Origin of the sequence: Micromonospora sp. WMMC250 (assembly GCF_027460215.1) — a bacterium.
GTDB lineage: Bacteria > Actinomycetota > Actinomycetes > Mycobacteriales > Micromonosporaceae > Micromonospora > Micromonospora taraxaci.
This window is the reverse complement of the sequence record NZ_JAPZBJ010000002.1, coordinates 296541-314193: the sequence shown is the minus strand read 5'-3', so window position 1 is coordinate 314193 and position 17653 is coordinate 296541. Positions and strand designations below refer to the sequence as shown.

Sequence of the window (17653 nt, the reverse complement as noted above, 5' to 3'; positions counted from 1 at the left end):
CCGACATCGAGGTGTGAGATGCCGTATCTGAATCCGGTCGCAGTACAGCGCGTCGAGGGCCTCGCCGTCGCGACTCTCGCCGTCGTCGTGACCGTCACCGCCGGGTACCCGTGGTGGTCGTTGCTCGCCCTCTTCCTCGTCTTCGACCTGTCCATGCTCGGCTACCTGGGCGGGCCACGCCTCGGGGCCTTCTGCTACAACCTGGCGCACTCCTACGCGCTGCCGGCTGTGCTGGGCGCGGTAGCCGTGGCCGCGGCAGGGTTCGGCGACCCGATCGGTTGGCTCGGCGTTCTGGCCCTTGCCTGGGGGTTCCACATCGCCGTCGATCGCGGTCTCGGCTACGGCCTCAAGACCGCCGAAGGATTCGAACACACCCACCTCGGCCTGATCGGCAAGGCCAAAAAGCCTGACCCACGGTGACGGACTTCCAGGATCAGGAGCCGGACGGGTTCCGGGAGGGCGAATCCAGCGCCGACAGGGAACTCCGGGCCTCCTCGGCGAGGCTCCTGTTGCCCAGCCTCTCGTACTCGTTGATTGCCGCCTGGAATGCCTGTGCTGCCTCGTCCCGACGGCCCTGAGCCGCAGTGACTGATCCGAGGGCCTGGTACGCCGCTCCTACCCCGGCGCCGTGTCGGATCCGCCGGAAGATCTCCAGCATCGCGCGGAAGTCCTTCTCGGCCTCACGGTGCCGCTCGTCCTCCGCAGCGAGCCAGCCGCGCTCGTGAAGGCAGTATCCGCGGAGGAACTCGTCGTCCAGATGGTCGGCAATGCTGAAGGCCCGCCTCGTCAGGGCAGACGCCTCCGTCGGGCGGCCGGCGAGCTTGTGCCCTGCGGCCAATCCCAGGAGCACGTAGCCGTGCAGAGCCGTCTCCGGCGCCGCAAGGAGAGCTGCCGCCCGTTCCAGCATGGGAATGCTGCGCTCCGGACGACGAAGGGTGTTGTAGAGGACGCCCAGGGCGGAACGAACCTCGATCTCCTCCTCGACGGCGTGCGATCGTTGGAACAGTCGCAGGGCCCGGAGCAACTGCCCCTCCGCCTCATCCGGACGACCGTGCGCCCGCAGCGCCTCACCCAACCGGCGCGTGGTCTGTGCCAGCTCCCCCGGATCGTCGAGTCGCTCGGCGACCGCGACGGCGTCCTGCACGGTGGCCAGCTCACGCTCGACCTCACCGGCCAGCCCGTAGGAATGCGAGACCCATCGCAATGCCCGCACCCTTCTCCGCTCATCGGCTGCCGCTCGCTCGGCCACCCGCCACAGCTGTAGCCGGTAGACGTGGTCGTCGGCTGCGGTCAGCAGCGGGTGCACCGCCTCCACCAGTGCCCACGCCTCATCGGTGAGTCCCTCCGCAACCGCAGCGCGCAGCACGGCCAGGATGTTGTCGCGTTCATACGCGACGTCACCGCTGGATACGGCCACGTCCCGCAGCCAATCCAGCTGCCGGACCAGACAGGCAGCACGATCGCCGGGCGTCTCTGTCCGCTCGAGCATCTCCGCAGCGAACAACCGCAACAGGTCGTGCAGCCGATAACTCGACGGTGTCGGCGCCTCGATCAGGAAGGCGTCCACCAACCGGTCCAGGGCATCCTGCACCACCCGCCGACCCAGTCCGCACCGACGAGCCGCCGACTCGACGCCGAACAACACACCCGGATGCGCCCCGGCTCGCCGGAACACCAGGCGGTCCACGTCGCTCAACTCGTCGTACGTGGACTGGAACGTCGACCTGATCGCACCGTCGCCCAGCCGCAGCTCGTCGAGCCGACGATTCTCGTCCGCCAAGCGGTCGGCGAGGGCGGACGGAGTCCATCCGGGGCGGGCCCGGAGCCGGGATCCGACGATGCGCACCGCAAGCGGAAGCCCCGCGCAGAACTCGACCAGCCGCTGTGCGCCCGAGAGGTCGGCCGCGACCCGGTCCGCTCCGACCGTCGCGGTCAACAGTGTCAGTGCCTGCCCGGGCGGTAGCGCGTCGAGGGTCAGAACGGCGGCTCCGGGCAGATCGGCGAGCAGCCGGCGACTCGTGACCACTGTGAGACAACCTGCGCCGGCCGGGATCAGCGGTCGCACCTGCGCCGCGTCGAAGGCATCGTCGAGCAGGACGAGAAGCCGCCGGTCGACGACCGCAGACCGGAAGCGTGCGGACAACTCGTCGAGCGTGCCCCGCCGTTCCTCAGCGTCGCGGCCGACCGCCCGCAGCAACCGGATCAACGCTTCCTCAGGTTGTACGGGTGTGGCGCTGGCTCCGCCCAGTGCGACGTACAACTGGCCGTCCGGGAAGTGACCACGGACCGCATGGGCGTACGACAGGGCCAGCGCCGACTTTCCCGTGCCCCCCGCCGCGCAGATGGCGACGACCTGGGCTCCCGCCCGGATCAGCTCCTCGACAGCGGCCAGCTCCGCCTCGCGGCCGACGAGTTGGGGCGCGACCGGAAGTTCACCCGGCGGCGCCGGGTCGTCCGCGGGCGGGGGAACCGGTGCCGCCGAAGGTTGACTGGTCTGTCCCAGCCGGTGCTGCCACAGGGCGAGACCGACCCCGGTCAGGGTCAGGACGACGACCAGGGGCCAGGCCAGCCATCCGTACGCCGCGACCGGCCCGGGCAGCTCACCGCCGGTCGCGACGTTGACCACGACAGCCAGCACGACTGAGAGCAGACTCGATACCGTCACCAGTAGCAGCGCAACAGACCGGCGAGGACCGCCGTCTCCGTCCCCTGTGCCACGACGAGGGACACCTCGCCGTCTGACCCCACTCAACCGACAGCCACCCGCGCCGCGTCGAGGAATGCCAGGCGGTTCGCTTCGAGATAGTCCCGGACTCTCTCCCCGTCCGGCAGACCGTCCCGGACGACGAGGTTGAGATCGAGGAAGTAGGCCCGCGCCGCCTCATGCACCGCGAGCGGGAACGTCAACCTGATCAACAGAAATCTTCACCTCCCGACGCGGCACCCGGCTGTCACCCCACAACGTCCGCCTGCGTGAAGCCCGCGCCCCTCGATTGTCCGGTTGATGCCCGGCCCGGCCCGCCGATGTTAGCGTCGCCAGCGTGACTGAGCAGATCACCGCCAGACAGTTCCACGATGCCGACGGTGTCGAGGACTGGCGATCCCTCTACCACCTGGTCTCGGCCCACTTCCGGACCATTTCGCTGGCTGAAGGCGTCGCGCTCGTCGACAAGATCGGTCAGCTCGCCAGCGAAAGCGAGCAGCGGTACCTCAGCGTCGACCTGCGTCACACCGGCGTCACGGTGTCCCTGTCTCGGCGCGACATCGAACTGGCCCGGCAGATCTCGGCCGCCGCCAGGGCACTGAACATCCCCGCCGACCCGACCGCCGTGCAGCTCGTCAACGTCACCCTCGACGTCCTCGTCAGCGCGAAGGTGCTGCCCTTCTGGCGGGCGCTGCTCGGTTACCGCGAGATCGGCGACACCTACCTGGCCGACCCGGCACGCCGCGGACCTGGCTTCGGGTTGCAGAAGATGGAAGCGGCGCGTTCACAACGCAACCGCATGCACCTCGACGTCGCCGTCCCACACGATCAAGCCGAGGCCCGCATCGCCGCCGCCTTGGCCGCGGGCGGCCGCCTCGTCTCCGAGGCGCACGCGCCGATGTGGTGGGTTCTGGCTGATGCCGAGGGCAACGAGGCGTGCGTCGCAACCTGGGTCGGCCGCGAATAGCGCTGCCCGCGGTGAGAGCGGTTCGCTGCGGAGGGCCGGGATTCGGGGCGTACTCCTGAGGTCTTGGGGTTGTGTCTTCCGTCATCGTGGCCGGCCGGCTGTGCCCGGCGCGGAGGCTGAATGCCGCGCGCTACGTCCGATCTCAAGACCTGTGTGATAACCGTTGGCAGGACCTTTGCTAGGCGCCGCGAAAACCTGGAAGCGGTCGTCAAGACGGTCCGCACAGGTCAGCCCGTTTCGGGCGCCGATCGGCGGCGTCGGCGCTCCCAACGAGCTTGTCGCTCGGCATAGGCACTCCGCGCATCCGCCAGACTGATCGGCCGTTCGGCATAGGCACGCCGTGCCTCGGTCAGACTGAGTGAACCATTGGGCCCGCCCCGCACCGTGTCAGCGTCGTCGTCATCCTGCCCGTCGTCTTCCCAGCCACAGGCGAAGCAGATCTGGAAGTGACCTCGCCCCTCGAGCGTCGGATGCCGGCAGCACGGACACGCGTACGTTCCGCTACCCGCTTCAGCCACCACAGACCGCAGGTTCAACGCCTCGACGTACCGCTCGAACCACCTGTCGCGGCTCGCGATCTCCTCTGCGGACGGTCTCTCCTGCTCACCGGAACGCTCGGCCAACACTGCACCTCTCGTATCGGGCTCGTCGCGGGCACGGTAAGCATTGAACCCACAGTAGGGCGTCAAGGCTCCGAGCGACGAGCTGTGAGGACACCAGAGCAGTGAGATCGCTGCGAGTGGTCATTCGGCTCCGCCGCCGCTCCCGTCGGCACCGTCACCGTCACTCCTCTGACCGTGGCCGGCAACCCACCACCCGTCGGCGTATGGGCTGACCCCCGACCCCTCCAAGCGCTTGACCCGCGTTCTGCGCACCGCCACTATTCCGAGAACGGTAGCGACCAGAGCGGCCAGCACGAACAAAACCTCGAACATCCGGTCACGGTACGGGACGCACCTCCACGACTCGGCGTGGTGCACGCTCATGTCGAGAAGAGTGTGTTGCCACGGGTTTCATGGCTCGCATCCGTTCTGGCGACTTAGGGCGTAGCGGGCAACCCGGCGCGGCACAGTTCAAGGGCGTCTCGAGCACCGCGCAGCGCTGCGATCACGTTGGGCGAGGGTCGCACGTGTACTTCAGGAAAGTCGATACCGGCCGATCCGTCGGTAATCGGGTAGGCCAGTTGCTCACGCCCGAGCCGGAACTGGGCGTCGATGCCGGTGCGGTTGCCGCGCGGGTCCTGGCGATGCCAGGCGCCCGCGAGGTACACGGCAACGAGGCCGTGCAGGAAGGGCTCTCCCCCGTCGGTCAGCTGTTGGTAGCACAACCCGGCCGGGACGCCGGCGGCCCGAGCCACGGCCACCAACAGGTGCGACTTGGCATAGCAGAGGCCGACACCGGCGCCGAGCACCTCGCTTGCGGTGACCGTGATCCGCGGATCCTGGGCGTCCACGGAGTGCCGGATCCGGTCCCGAACCCAGGCGAAGGCGGCCCTCATGAAGTCGACGTCGTCCGGATGCGCCGCGCGTAGTTCACCAGCCAATGCCCGCACTGCCGGGTGGTCCACCTCGACGATCATGTCACCGCCCAGGTACTCCATCGGTTCGCCCGCGACCAGTTGCATAGCTGTCCCTTCTCCCGCCGGCGGCAACGCGCCCTGATCGGGTGCCAGTCGCGCGCCACCAACTATCACGACAGCCGGATGAAGCGGCTGCCAGTCCTGCCGACCTGGTCTGGCTTGGTCAGCGCCAGGCGCGGTCGAGGGCCAGTGCGAGCCGCCTGGTCCACTGCTCGGCGCTGCCGGTGATTCCGGGGTACTCGTCGGTGAAGTTGGACCAGTCGACCTGCCAGGACAGCACGGTCTCGGCCCCGAAGGTATCGGCTTCAGCGCCGAGTTCCGGTCGCATGAGCTCGCGGACGAGGGTTTGGTCGACAGTGGTGTGGTCGGCAAGCAGGGCCGCGTCGTAGAGGTCCTTGCCTTGCGGGTACGAGTCGGTGGCCAGCCACAGCAGCTTCCACGCCAGGGCCAGCGGGGCGGACGCGGCCAGTAACGGCTTGTCGACGTCAGGCAGGACCAGCATCTCTGGTGGGAGAGGAAGTTGTTCGCCGAAGACAATGTCGATCTGTACGTGGCCGGGCGGCGCCTCCGGGGTGCTGAACGGGACGAGCAGGCGGCGTCCCTCCGCCCGTTCGTAGGTCCAGATGGCGGACTCGGTGATCCGGTCTGGTTGCACGCCGGCACCCGCTGCGGTTCGGATCGCGGTCTTGATGCCATCGAGCAGCGTGCGGGCGTCAGTGCTGTCGCTGGTGATGGTGTGCGGGGTGACGACGAAGTCGAGGTCGCCCGGCTCGCGGGCGGCGTCGCCGACCCAGGCCGCCATGGTGACGCTGCCACGCAGAACCAGATGCTGACCTGAGGGAGTTGCGGCGATGGCCGCCAGAACATGATGCATGGCGGCGCGTCGGGCTTCGGTCCACAGCTCACCGGTGGCCGCCACAAAAAAGTCGGGCTCACCGGCACGATAGGCATTCGCGTACTGCTTGAGGGCCGGATCGAACGCCGCCCGCTGGCGCACTGCCGAGCCGGCGGACAGTGGCTGGTAGGTCGGCGGGTAGTCCGGCGAGCCGGCCGGCGCGGATCTCATCCTGTTCTCGTGCTCCAGCAACCAACTGCTGGAGGCCGGCTTGGGCGAGTCCAGCCAACCCTCGTCGTAAAGGAGGTGACTGTCGAAGACCACGTACTCCTGCTCCACCGTCGTGGGCTCGTGGCCCGCGACCCGGAGGGTCTCGACAAGCTCATCCAGCCGCTGCCTGGCCGTGACGAGCCCAACACCGTGACAGCGCTGGTTGACGAACCGCTCCTGCGCACCGTCGGCGAACTGCCGACGGGCGTTACGGGACAGCCGCGCCCCGTGCGGCGCGACCAGATCGGTCAGAGCCATCAGATCCGCCACCGCCGCGCTCGGTAGCAGCAGTTTGACGTGATGTTCGAAGTACCGGCCACCCGGCTCAGCCGCCGCCTGCTCATCCGACTGCGGTACACCGGCACACCATGGCGCTGCCTCGATCTTCGAACGGCACGGGTGTATGCCCGCCTCACGCAACTCGTGTTGCCAACGCTCCACCGCGCCCTGCTGCTCGGTCAGCGTTCCTCGCCCGTTCAGGCTGAGCATCGGTTGAGAGGCGTACGCACCACGGTCGAGCATGATATGGACGAACTTCACACCATGCTCGGCGGCGAACGCCCGCAGCTTCTCGGCCTGAGAAGCGTAAGCCGTAATGTGGATCTCGAAATCCCCCGACACCTCAAGCACCGGCGGAGTTTATGGCACGGCCCTCAGGCCGGTGAACCCGATAATTCGATGCGGCAGGGCAGAGCCTTTCCGGGGTTGGTTCGGGCGTCACCACTGACGTGGAAGCACCCGCGGATCCGCTCGGAAGCGCCGCGCCGCCCCAGAGGGCTGCTGGGCCGAGGGCACCAGTCCCACGCGCCTGGACTGGTAGCTCCCGCCCAGGTCCGGCACCCGGCATCGCGACGAGTGGATGTTTGCTCGGCGAGGGCCCGGATACTTGTCGCGCATGTTTGACGGTTTCGAGGACGAACGGATCGATGTCGGGGAGGTGGAACTCCGGGTCCGGTACGCGGGGCGCGGACCTGCGGTCCTCCTTATTCACGGACATCCACGTACGGGGTCGACGTGGCACCGAGTCGCGCCGCAGCTCGTTGATCTCGGGTTCACCGTCGTCTGTCCCGACATGCGAGGCTACGGGCGATCCGGCAAGGCGAAGATCCTCGCTGATCACTCCCAGCAGTCCAAGCGGGTGGTCGCCGCGGACATGGTCCAGCTGATGGCCAGACTGGGCCATCCGACCTTCGCGACGGTCGGTCACGACCGTGGGTCGTACGTGGCGCTACGTCTGGCGCTGGACCATCCCGACGCGGTCAGCCAACTGGTGGTCATCGACGGTGTGCCCATCAGTGAGGCTCTGGCCCGATGCGACGCGAAGTTCGCCCACGACTGGTACCACTGGTTCTTCTTTGCCCAGCCCGACAAGCCGGAGCGCGCCATCGCCGCCGACCCGGATGCCTGGTACGCCAGTAAGGCCCGGCCCGACAGCATGGGAGCCGACAACTACCAGGAGTTCCGGCAGGCCATCCACGATGCGGCCACCGTGCGGGCCATGTTGGAGGACTACCGGGCCGGCCTCGGCGTCGACCGAGCACACGAGGAGGCCGACCGGCGTGACGGTCGCGGCGTCCGCTGCCCAACTCTCCTGCTCTGGTCGACCCGCGATGACCTCGAAGACCTGTACGGCGACCCGTTGGCAGTCTGGCGCCCGTGGGCCGCCGATCTCCGCGGCCACTCGATCGAGTCCGGCCACCACGTCGCCGAGGAGAATCCCGACGACCTGACCGCAGCGCTGCACGATTTTCTGTCCTGAGCCTCGCGCCCGACAAAGCCGACTCCATGCTGGAGCCATCGGTGGTCACCGACGGAGCGCGACGCGCCCTGGCGCCAGCCGTCGCACTACCGGCGACGCTCGTTCCCGCCGACCGGCGCCAACCAACAGGCCGTTGGGCGCCCATGCGCGGACACAAGGCGGCCTACCTGGAGTTCACAGCCGACGGGGAGTGGCACGGATCCGACGGCTGCAACGACCAGAGTGGCCGGTGGATCACCGCCGCCGGCGACACCCTGCTGGCCACCTCACGAGCAGCCACATTGGGGTTCTGCACCGACAACGTGCGATCGCACAATGGGTCACGACGGCCAGACGAGCCGGTCTCGACGGCAAGGCCCTCGTGCTTCTCAACGCCCACGGCGAGGAGACAGGCCGGGCTGCAGCCGACGAACTACGACGGTCAACGGCTGAACGCGCAGGCCGGTCCCACGCCACCCCCGCACACTGATAGCAGTCGTCTGCCGGTCGGGGAATTCCCTATAATTCCCTACTTTGAATCCCTTACCAGGGAACATGAGCCCTGTGCCGCGGCACCCCCGCTCCAGGGCGCTACGGGGACAAGGGAGCGGCATGGCTCGGCACGAGCGGCCCGTAGATCCGACGGCTGGACCGTTGTCGTCCTTCGCCCATGAGCTACGAAGGTTACGTGTCGAAGCGGGCAACCCCACCTACCGGCGATTGGCCGAGGTCGCCGGCTACAGCGCCTCGACCCTGTCCGCCGCTGCCAGCGGCATCCGGCAACCCAGCCTCGACGTGCTGCTCGCGTACGTAGGGGCCTGCGGCGGGGACACCGCCCAGTGGAGGCAGCGGTGGCTCGAGCTCGACGAGGAACTGCGGCCCGCTAGTTCGGCGAATGCACCGGCCGGCCCGGCGGGGGCAGAAACACCAGACCCGACGCTGGCCGAATCGACCGCCACGCCCCGCACGGAGGCACCGTCCACTGTGACGACCGGGGATCCACCCGCCCCGGCTACCGGTGAGCCAACCGGCACCAGCGGCGCAGCCGGAGCGATTCACGACCGGCCCGCGAGCCCGCCGCGGCACCGGAAACTCCGACGGCGTCTGGCGCTGGCGGCGGTGGCGGTCGCCGGTCTCGCCGGTGTGGCCGCCCTGGTGCCGATGATCCAGCCATGGTGGGCGGCCAAGGGGGCGACGGCGGCCGCTGGCACGACGACCACCACAGCCTGCCCGGCGACCGCCACGGACGCCGCCTTCACCGCCGTCACGTACGGCGGTGGCGCGCATGTCCGGAGCGAGCCCCGCCGCGACCAGGGCATCCTCCACACGATTCCGCCCGGCTGCGTGGTAGGGCTCACCGGCTACTGCCTGGGTGAGCGGATCACCGACTCCACCTCCCAGACCCCCGACATCCGCTGGTTCACCCTGGCCGACGGTGGGCTGATCGCCTCGGCGGTGGTGCACGGCAACCCGCCCCCGGGCCTGGAACCGTCCCGCTGCCGGGGCGACCGACCCGGGCCGGCCGCGATCGCCCTCGCGATCGCCCCCGATGTGACCGGCCCGGGTGGGTGGCGGCTGAGCGCGACCGGCACGCACGTGGAGATCGTCGGGTTTGCCGCCTACTACGCGGACGATGCCGCGCTGCCGGCGGAGCGCCGCTGGCACCAGATCGGTTTGACCGGTATGAGCGCCCCGCCGTTCGACCTCGTCTGGAAGCTCGACCGCCTGTCCGTGCAACCAGGATCCACTGCCGAGATCCCGGTGGCCGCGGTCGCCTGTCTCGGCGGTGGCGCGCCCACCGACGTAATCGACGTGCGGGTGGTCGGCCCCGACGGCTCCAGCACCGCCGGGGCCCCGCCGCTCGCCGCCGACCAGCGGCTCGCCGCCCGCCGTACCGCCTGCGTCTACCCCTGACAGGGGTGTACGCGGACGGCCACCACCGGTGGCCCGGCAGGACGGATCCCACCAGGCCACCGGTCAGGCGTCGCCCGAACTCAACAGCCCTGGCGACCGGAGCGGATCCAGTAGGTGGTGCCGGCCCAGTCCATCTCGCCGTACGCGTCGACGCAGTTGTTCGCCGTGCCGGTCACTCCGCGCGGCCCGGCGTAGTACAGGTAGTCGGCGTTGTCCTTGGTGGAGATCGCGGTGGGGGTGCACGAGCCGGTGCCGGAGGTCTCCGCGCACCGGGCGATCTGCACGGAGGTGCGCGCCGAGGAGCCGTACGCCGCGCCGCGGTGGTACATGCAGGCGCTGTTCGTGCCGCCGTTGGTGCTGTTGTAGTAGATGACCAGCTCGACTACGGGCTTGCTCGGCGGGTACGCGTAGCTGTAGGTGACCGTGCCCGAGCAGGCCACCGCCGCCTGCGACGGGGCCGCCGTGACAACCAGCACCGTGCCGAAGGTCAGCAACGCCAGCAGCGCTCCGAACGCCTTGCGCAGCATCATGACTTCCACTCCTCTGGGACGGGGTTGGTTGAGAGCCGTCCCGCCGTCACTTCTACGGAAGAGCGACGTTGATCGCCGCTGGTGGTGGCGCCAATCAATCAATCTCGTACAACGCCGCACAACCGCGTACCGCGTCGCCGCGCCGGGCCGAACGGGTCGCGCCCGGGCGGCGTGCTGGTGGGCTCGCACGATGCAGGGCCATCCCGCTGGTCTTCCTACGCCACACCCCTCGACCATGGAATCCACCAAAGGCCTCGACAAGAATCCCTACGCTCAACGCCGACCTGACCGCGATCGTCGGCGCACTGACCCCCGGCGTGATGTTCAACGGCTTCCTGCTCGTCCGGACGCCGGTCACGCCCCGGGCGCGTGAGTCGCGCTCAGGGTGCCTGACGGTTCCCGATGCTGAACGGATCGATCCCGGGGAACGGTGGCGCGTCGCCGCCGCTGCGTACGTAGCTGTAGATCGCCAGCACCGAGGCGAGCTGGGCGAGCGCGAAGGTCGCCTGCGCGGTGGCGTTGCCCATCCGATACCCGATCAGCAGCATCCGCACCGGCCAGAATCCGGCCGTGCCGAGCTGCCGCACTGTCCTGAGGTCCATCGACATCGAGGTCAGCGACAGCACCGCGAACGTCAGCGCGGACCGCAGCAGGATCAGTCGGTCCACCGGCTCGCCGATCAGCGCGTTGAGCGCGGCCTCGGCGCCGAACGCCAGGACCGACACAGCGGTCAGGGCCAGCGCCTTGGTCGGACCCCGCCGGCCGGGCAGGCGCCGCCACAGGACGCCGAGGACGAAACCGCCCACGGTCCAATTCAGCACCCCCAGGACCACACCGCCCACCAGCCCGGTGACCAGCATCATCTGATCGGCCGGGCGCAGCCAGGACGACGTCGTCCAGTCCGCCCACAGCAGCCACGCGGTGGCGGGGAGCCCGATCAGCGTTGCGGCCACCGCGCCGGCCACGCCGTTGCGAAACGCCGACCGGTACGGGCCGACCGCGAACAGCGCGTCCAGGGGTGTCACCCCGGCCGGGAGGGCCACGGCGGGTGCGTCCGGTGCCGGCTCCGGCTCGGCGACCGGGGTGGGCCGGCTTAACCAGTGCAGCCGGCCGATCAGCGGAACTGTTCGCCGGCCGCCGTCGCCGGGAGTCGCCTCGCCCTCGGCACTCACGGCGCGTTCCCGGGCAACGGCGCGGCTCTCCACCGTCCGCCATCGGTCCGCCTCGGCGACGAGCACCGAATGCGGGACGTCCGCCAGTGCCCGCCACAGCGGATCGTTGAGCCGGCCGACCGGCCCGGTGAGCACGAACAGGCCGGCCAGTCCCACGGTGAGACCGAACGGGAACCACCAGCCCGCCCAGGCGTCCCCGAGCGGAAGGCAGACCAGCCCGTAGCCGAGGCAGATCACGGCCCGGACGCCCGGGGGCAGAGTGAGGTCGTCATCGGTGAGCAGGTCGCGCAGCAGCGGTACCAGCAGCACCGCCGCCAGGAAGTACGCGAAGCCGTAATTCCAGTTCACCAGGTCGTTCGTGTACGTCGCCAGGTCGTTGCCGAAGACCGACATCCGGGAGTCGATCGGGAACTGCACCCACCGGAGCCGTTTCCAGTCGGCTCCGGAGTCGAGGTAGCGCTGCAGCAGGACGGCGGCGGTGACCGGCACGGCCAGCAGCAGCGACCAGCGGCCGGAACGGGACCGCAGGAAGGCCCGGGTCGTGAGCCGCTGCGGGAAGCGGCCCCGCAGCGCAGCCTGGACCGCGTATCCGAACCCCAGGCATGCCAGCAGGGTTAGGGCGGCTGCGCCGGCCAGCCGGAAGCCCCACTGGGCCGGCTCGTCGCGCACCATCAGCGGCGCGACGCCGGACACCGCCAGCAGCACGGCGGTGAGGAGGCCGACCAGCAGCCTGGGCAGCCTCAGCAGCAACGCCGCGACGACCAGGGCCACGCTCCACAGTGCCGTGGTCAGGTAGTGAAACCAGTGCCAGGGGATGGTGCCGGGGCCGTCTCCGATCCAGTCGTCGCCGACGTTTCCGGCCACGATGAGCACCGGGAGCGCCAGGATCAGGCTGGCCACCCGACGGGTCGGCCGGGTCAGCCCCGGCCGGCGGACCCGTCGCAACGCCACGATCAACAGGATCAGCAGGGCCGCGTCGAACACCCAGAACAACACGTCGGACGCCCATCGCCAGCCGTCGTGCTGGGACAGGTGGGTACTCAGAATCCGGGCGTCCGGCTGGACGAAGACACCGGGCACCTCGGCGTCCCACGCGGGTTTCTCCCAGGTGGCGCCGCGCGAGCCGGCCACCGTCGGCGGCCAGGGGAACACCCCGGTCGCCCACGAGTCCGGCAGCTCGACGCGGACCTGCGTGAAGGTGGCCTTTTCCAGGACCGGTGACCGGAGTAGCTCGACCCGCCAGGGTGTCGACGAGGTGGTGATCGACCAGGACCCAACCCGTACACGGTTCCGCTCGTCGAAGTGCACGTCGCCGTAGACGACGTCGGTGAAGGACACGAACCCGTCGGCGATCGAGACCGCAGGGGTCCGGTCCCGACTCTCGGACCACGAAATGTCGGCCGGTTCGTAGGACAGCAGGCATCGCATCGCCAGCCTGCGGATCTCCGAGTCCGGGCTGGCGCTCAGGCCGATGCTGAGCGGCCAGTCCTGCGGAACCCGCACCGTCGTGGTGCTCGTGGCCTTGGGCAGGTCGAGATCGCGGGCTTCGATGCGCAGGTGGGTGGAGACCGTAGTAGTGCCGGTGAGCCCGGCTGGCTCACACCAATCGGCGGGATCGGCCGACGCGGATGCGGTGGGCCACATCCCCGCCAGCAGGCCGGCAGTGAGAAAGCCCACGAGTCCGACAAGGTGACGTCCCGGCCTGTCCATCGAGCAGATGCTATCCAACCGGCCGGCAGCGCCCGGCACTCCGGTGGTCGACCTGGTGCGGGCCGCTTTGGTCCACCCTGAGCGCCCGAACATGACGCCACGACCTGGGGCCCCGCAGGCGACTGCTCGCGATTGAGTCAAGATCGACAACCGGGAGGACGGAGGGCCCCGCGACTTCGCCAAACCCGCGGCTGTCACCGGGCAAGCCGCCCAGGCAATCGCCTACGACAGGTGCCCGCGCTTGCTGCCGAGCGACCCAGTCCCGAGGGACCGGAGCCTCCGGGCAACCTCTCAGGCGTCATGCCAAACCTCTGGCAGCGGGCGATGACACTCAAGCCCCCGTGGCCACGCCCGCTGCCAGAGGCTCGTAAAGTTACGCATACAGCCGGTAGCCTTGTCAATGCTTGATTCCATCAAGGACCGTCGTGTAAACCTTGTGTTCCAAGTCGCAAGGAGTCCCGATGGTCGAGGCGGACGATTCAGCCGGTGAGACGTTCGCCGAACGGCTGGACTGGCTATTTGTCCATGTCACCGACCCTGCGGGCAAGCCCTACAGCGTGCGTTACGTCGCGAACGAGTTGACGCGGCGAGGTTGCAAGATTTCCCACACTCACCTGAGCAACCTCCGACAGGGGCGATCGCCCGACCCACGGCGTTCGGTTGTCGACGCCATCGCAGCCTTCTTTGGGCAGCCGCCGACCTTCTTCGCTGAGGCGTCAGAGGATCAGCATCAACACAGGCTCGCCCAGGCCCTGGCCGATCCGCACATCAAGCAGGTAGCCATGCGCCTGATAGACGCTCGGCTATCACCGGAGGGCCACGCGGCAGTCGTCGCCATGATCGAGCAGGTGCAGCGACTTGAGGCTGCCGCCCGTAGCCGGCTGAAGAACACCGATCGGCAGCCATGACTGACGTCCTCACACAGTCAAGCCACCGACCGCCGGTCACCGCCGGCTGCGTACGGCTACAGAGCTGGTGGTGGTACGACGGCGGGACCACAGCGTGGTACGAGCAGCAGATTCGCCGATGTGACGAGGTCCTACACAGCCTGACCCTGCCAACCTCCTTCACGGTGGACGAGTTCTGCACGGAACTGGAGCGGGCCCGAGGCCGACCGCTGGTGGTGACTGCTGTCCGGACGCGCCAGACAGCCGCTCGCGCCATGTGGTGCCGCGGCGCGACCACGGATCACATCCTGATCGTTTCGGCTCTACCTCGCCTCCACCGGGACCATCTCGTTCTGCATGGCATCGGCCATATGGTCTTCGATCACGTCGGCAGCCCCGCCGTCGACCGCAATATCAGGAAGGCGCTCCATAGCGCTGACATGACCAGCCCGCGGCGGGATCTCAAGCGCGTCGTCTATACCCACCGCGAGGAACACCAGGCCGAGGTGTTCGCCACCCGGGTGCTGCAACTGACGAATGGCTGGGTGGCACCGAAACCATCTTCAGGATCCCAGACACAGGTGCTGGAGCAGCTCTCCTCCGTTCTCGAGTACCACGCGGGCAGGGCTGCGCGGTGAGGCCGCTGAGTGCTCGCCACGGGACCAAGCCATGCCGGAGCCCGATGAACAGGGAATTCGATGCAACGCCATCCCGATAGCAGCGTGAGCCACCTGCGACAGCAGGCGGCGCAGCTCCTCGCCGCACTCAAGCTGCCCTCGACCTTCACCTTCGCTCAACTTCACGACCGGGTCGAGCATCGCCGTGGACGACAGGTCCACCTCATCCCTCGGCACCTGCCGGCCCTTGCCCCCCACGGCCTCTGGGTAGCGGGCGAACTCGCCGACTACGTCTTCTACGACGCCAACGCCAGCAAGGTGCGGCAGAGCCTCATCATCGGCCACGAGTACGGGCACATGATGTTCGACGATGTCGCCATCCCGAATGATCTCGAATGTCTTGCGGCCATGCTCATGCCGTCGGTGGATCCGTCGGTACCCGAGATCGCACTGGCGCGTCTCGCGTATGACGAGCCGATCGAGCGACGGGCAGAGGTCTTCGGGACGGTTGCCGTGCAACGCGCCGAATCATGGTCCACGATTCCGACCTCCGCGCCCGCTGATCCTCGAGTCTCCGCCAGGCTGGTGGCGACGCTGGAAGGCCGGACCACCTGATGGTGAGCCTCGCTCGCGGCATCATGGTCGCAGTGACGCTCGTCTGCTGGGGCATGAGCCTCTACAAGTTGCGCGACCTGGCGCGGGACCGAAACAACCGGCCCCTTCGGGCACTGTGCCTTGCCCTGATCGCGATCACCATATCGATGACCCTTCAGCCGCTCACCCCGAAGGTCGACGGGCTGTTGGGGATCCCGGACGTCGCGCGCCTGCTGTCCAACTGCCTCTCACTGGTGTGCGCCACAGCGGCGCAAGCATTTCTTCTCTTCATGACCAGTGGCGACGTCAGCACGCGGCGGCGGGTGCGGCGGCGGACCCTCGCTCTGGCACTCACCATCGCTGTCATGATCATGATGTTTGTCGTGACACTCTTGGACGGCAGTCGCTCCGATCCGCGCATAAACGCTACGGAGTACGACGGCGGGCCCTCCCACCCTCCATTCCAGTTCGCGTACCTCGCCTACCTGTTCGTGTACCTGGCTTACCTGGGCTGGTCACTGACGCAGGTAGTGGTCCTGGCGAACCGTTACGCCGCCATCGCCCATCGGCCGCTGTTGCGCTTCGGCCTCCGAATGATCACGGTCGGCTCGGTGTGGGGCCTCGCGTACGTGGCCGCCAAGCTCGTGGCCATTGCCTTGGCGAACAGGTCCGCCGATTGGGCCCTGATCACGGACGCGGTAGTGGTCCTGGCGTTCAGCACGTCGATCCTGCTGGTGCTGATCGGTTCCACAGTTCCCTCGTGGGGTCCTCGTGTCGGCCTGGACCGGCTATGGGCAGGGGCCACAGCCGTCCGTGACTACTACCGGCTGTGCCCGCTGTGGGCACGGATTCATGCCGTACTCCCTGAAATCGCGCTGCTTCCGCCGCCGTCAGGCGTCCGCGGCGCTCTCTCGATCGCCAGGGACGCGTCCCTGCGACGGGTCAGGATCACCGTGGAGATTCTCGACGGCTACGCCACCCTGCGGCCGTGGATGTCGGCATCAGTCGCCGCCCACGCGCACGACGCCGCCCAGAAAGCTGGCCTCCTCGGTGACCAGCAGACGGCCATGGTCGAAGCCGTCGTCATCGGTGCGGCACTGGCGTCCCGGCTCGATGGCGCTCCCCCGTCGGGTGAGGCCGGCGAAGCAATCGCCCTACCGCTGGGGCCGTCCCGAGATTCGGCCGCTGGCGACCTCGACGCGGCCGACCAGGTGACGTGGCTCGCCCAGGTAGCCCGCGCGATTGAATCCCCGATGGCCGCAGAGATCATCACGCGCGCCACATCCGAAGCGTTGTCTCTTGATACGCAGTCGTCCGAGAGGTAGAACTCCATAGTGCCAGCACTCGTTGACCTGCCTGCCAACAGCACCTCCCGAGTGGCACGGGTCGTCACCGAAGCATGTGCACCGGCTGTCTTCGCAGCCCTGATGCCACTGATCATCGCCCTGCACAGCACCGCCCCCGCCGTGATGACCGGCCTCGGCTGGGCACTGCTCGCCATACTGTTCTGCTCCGTCGTCCCGTACGCCGTCATCTGGGTCGGGGTACGACGGGGACGGCTCACCGACCACCACATCGGCGTACGCGAGCAGCGCCGTATGCCCCTGGTCTACGGACTGCTGTCTGTCCTCGTCGGTCTCGCCGTGCTCGTCCTCGCCGGCGCGCCTCGGCCGCTTGTCGCCATGGTCGTGGTGATGTTCGCCGTGCTGCTCATCGTCACCGCGATCAACCAGGCCTGGAAGCTCAGTGCACACGCCGCGGTCGCCAGCGGCTCGGTGTGCGTCCTGATCATCGTCTTCGGGCCGGCGCTGATCCCATCGCTGGCGATCGTCGTTCTGGTGGGCTGGTCCCGCGTGCGGCTGGGCGATCACACGATTGGGCAGGTTGTCGCAGGCGCTCTGGCCGGCATCCTCATCGCTGTGCCGACGTTCATCCTTCTCGCGTGAGTCGACGTGGCTTCCAGCGGATCGTCGACAGTTGGCGCCCCGCGACGCGCAGTGCCGCAGGGCTGGAACCGTTTCGCGGTGCGCCCCGTGACCCCGCGCTAAGAGTGCGGGGTCCCCGATCGGTGACCCGTTGGGCTCGGCTCCTGGTTGGCGGCGCGACCGCCCTGTGAGGCGGGGCGCCGTAACAGGT

17 protein-coding genes are annotated in these 17653 nt (G+C 68.6%); 9 read left to right on the top strand and 8 right to left on the bottom strand.

Annotated elements, in window-relative coordinates; all coding sequences use genetic code 11:
- The first annotated feature begins 18 nt into the window (after window positions 1-18).
- Entirely contained in the window at window positions 19-420 is a 402-nt protein-coding gene (locus O3438_RS01455) for a DUF4260 domain-containing protein (protein WP_269678169.1), read from the top strand.
- Window positions 421-433: 13 nt separating this feature from the next.
- Here the strand turns inward: O3438_RS01455 and O3438_RS01450 are convergent, their stop codons facing one another.
- Both O3438_RS01450 and O3438_RS01445 read right to left on the bottom strand, forming a co-directional pair.
- Window positions 434-2665 carry an ATP-binding protein gene (locus O3438_RS01450; RefSeq protein WP_269678168.1) on the bottom strand — a complete coding sequence of 744 codons (2232 nt, stop codon included), beginning with the start codon at window positions 2663-2665 and terminating at the stop codon, window positions 434-436.
- A gap of 83 nt (window positions 2666-2748) precedes the next feature.
- Window positions 2749-2916, bottom strand: a complete 168-nt coding sequence (locus O3438_RS01445; protein ID WP_269678167.1) for a hypothetical protein — start codon at window positions 2914-2916, stop codon at window positions 2749-2751.
- 125 nt (window positions 2917-3041) lie between these two features.
- Here O3438_RS01445 and O3438_RS01440 point away from each other — a divergent pair, with 125 nt between their 5' ends.
- The gene (locus O3438_RS01440; protein WP_269678166.1) at window positions 3042-3671 is read left to right on the top strand and encodes a VOC family protein; all 630 of its coding nucleotides are present in this window, start codon (window positions 3042-3044) and stop codon (window positions 3669-3671) included.
- 227 nt (window positions 3672-3898) lie between these two features.
- Here the strand turns inward: O3438_RS01440 and O3438_RS01435 are convergent, their stop codons facing one another.
- The 4 genes from O3438_RS01435 to O3438_RS01420 all read right to left on the bottom strand — a co-directional run bounded on the left by O3438_RS01435 (window position 3899) and on the right by O3438_RS01420 (window position 6985).
- On the bottom strand, window positions 3899-4294 hold the full coding sequence (locus tag O3438_RS01435) for a CPCC family cysteine-rich protein (protein WP_269678165.1): 396 nt from the start codon (window positions 4292-4294) through the stop codon (window positions 3899-3901).
- Window positions 4295-4414: 120 nt separating this feature from the next.
- On the bottom strand, window positions 4415-4657 hold the full coding sequence (locus O3438_RS01430) for a hypothetical protein (protein WP_269678164.1): 243 nt from the start codon (window positions 4655-4657) through the stop codon (window positions 4415-4417).
- A 53-nt stretch (window positions 4658-4710) separates the two neighbouring features.
- A complete protein-coding gene (locus O3438_RS01425) occupies window positions 4711-5250 on the bottom strand; it encodes a transglutaminase-like domain-containing protein (protein WP_269678163.1) in 540 nt (179 codons plus the stop codon).
- Between the two features lie 163 nt (window positions 5251-5413).
- A complete protein-coding gene (locus O3438_RS01420) occupies window positions 5414-6985 on the bottom strand; it encodes a nucleotidyl transferase AbiEii/AbiGii toxin family protein (protein WP_269678162.1) in 1572 nt (523 codons plus the stop codon).
- Window positions 6986-7214: 229 nt separating this feature from the next.
- On the opposite strand from O3438_RS01420, the gene O3438_RS01415 reads away from it, so the two are divergent.
- Complete coding sequence (locus tag O3438_RS01415) at window positions 7215-8114, top strand: alpha/beta fold hydrolase (protein ID WP_332367441.1); 900 nt, start codon at window positions 7215-7217, stop codon at window positions 8112-8114.
- A 591-nt stretch (window positions 8115-8705) separates the two neighbouring features.
- Entirely contained in the window at window positions 8706-10007 is a 1302-nt protein-coding gene (locus O3438_RS01410; protein WP_269678160.1) for a helix-turn-helix domain-containing protein, read from the top strand.
- Window positions 10008-10087: 80 nt separating this feature from the next.
- Here the strand turns inward: O3438_RS01410 and O3438_RS01405 are convergent, their stop codons facing one another.
- Together O3438_RS01405 and O3438_RS01400 are read right to left on the bottom strand one after the other, a co-directional pair.
- A complete protein-coding gene (locus tag O3438_RS01405; RefSeq protein WP_269678159.1) occupies window positions 10088-10537 on the bottom strand; it encodes a hypothetical protein in 450 nt (149 codons plus the stop codon).
- Window positions 10538-10917: 380 nt separating this feature from the next.
- Window positions 10918-13419, bottom strand: a complete 2502-nt coding sequence (locus O3438_RS01400) for a DUF6185 family protein (protein WP_269678158.1) — start codon at window positions 13417-13419, stop codon at window positions 10918-10920.
- Between the two features lie 461 nt (window positions 13420-13880).
- On the opposite strand from O3438_RS01400, the gene O3438_RS01395 reads away from it, so the two are divergent.
- The 5 genes from O3438_RS01395 (at window position 13881) to O3438_RS01375 (ending at window position 17463) form a co-directional block, all read left to right on the top strand.
- Window positions 13881-14327 carry a hypothetical protein gene (locus O3438_RS01395; protein WP_269678157.1) on the top strand — a complete coding sequence of 149 codons (447 nt, stop codon included), beginning with the start codon at window positions 13881-13883 and terminating at the stop codon, window positions 14325-14327.
- Window positions 14328-14491: 164 nt separating this feature from the next.
- Window positions 14492-14944, top strand: a complete 453-nt coding sequence (locus O3438_RS01390) for a hypothetical protein (protein WP_269678156.1) — start codon at window positions 14492-14494, stop codon at window positions 14942-14944.
- Between the two features lie 84 nt (window positions 14945-15028).
- On the top strand, window positions 15029-15538 hold the full coding sequence (locus tag O3438_RS01385; protein WP_269678155.1) for a hypothetical protein: 510 nt from the start codon (window positions 15029-15031) through the stop codon (window positions 15536-15538).
- A gap of 32 nt (window positions 15539-15570) precedes the next feature.
- Window positions 15571-16842, top strand: a complete 1272-nt coding sequence (locus tag O3438_RS01380; RefSeq protein WP_269678154.1) for an MAB_1171c family putative transporter — start codon at window positions 15571-15573, stop codon at window positions 16840-16842.
- A gap of 102 nt (window positions 16843-16944) precedes the next feature.
- Window positions 16945-17463 carry a hypothetical protein gene (locus O3438_RS01375; protein WP_269678153.1) on the top strand — a complete coding sequence of 173 codons (519 nt, stop codon included), beginning with the start codon at window positions 16945-16947 and terminating at the stop codon, window positions 17461-17463.
- The last annotated feature ends 190 nt before the right edge of the window (window positions 17464-17653 follow it).

Coding starts and splice junctions, on each gene's coding strand:
- O3438_RS01400 (WP_269678158.1), bottom strand. CDS start 13,419: ATGGACAGGCCGGGACGTCACCTTGTCGGACTCGTGGGCTTTCTCACT.
- O3438_RS01395 (WP_269678157.1), top strand. CDS start 13,881: ATGGTCGAGGCGGACGATTCAGCCGGTGAGACGTTCGCCGAACGGCTG.
- O3438_RS01415 (WP_332367441.1), top strand. CDS start 7,215: ATGTTTGCTCGGCGAGGGCCCGGATACTTGTCGCGCATGTTTGACGGT.
- O3438_RS01410 (WP_269678160.1), top strand. CDS start 8,706: ATGGCTCGGCACGAGCGGCCCGTAGATCCGACGGCTGGACCGTTGTCG.
- O3438_RS01430 (WP_269678164.1), bottom strand. CDS start 4,657: ATGAGCGTGCACCACGCCGAGTCGTGGAGGTGCGTCCCGTACCGTGAC.
- O3438_RS01425 (WP_269678163.1), bottom strand. CDS start 5,250: ATGATCGTCGAGGTGGACCACCCGGCAGTGCGGGCATTGGCTGGTGAA.
- O3438_RS01375 (WP_269678153.1), top strand. CDS start 16,945: ATGCCACTGATCATCGCCCTGCACAGCACCGCCCCCGCCGTGATGACC.
- O3438_RS01405 (WP_269678159.1), bottom strand. CDS start 10,537: ATGATGCTGCGCAAGGCGTTCGGAGCGCTGCTGGCGTTGCTGACCTTC.
- O3438_RS01455 (WP_269678169.1), top strand. CDS start 19: ATGCCGTATCTGAATCCGGTCGCAGTACAGCGCGTCGAGGGCCTCGCC.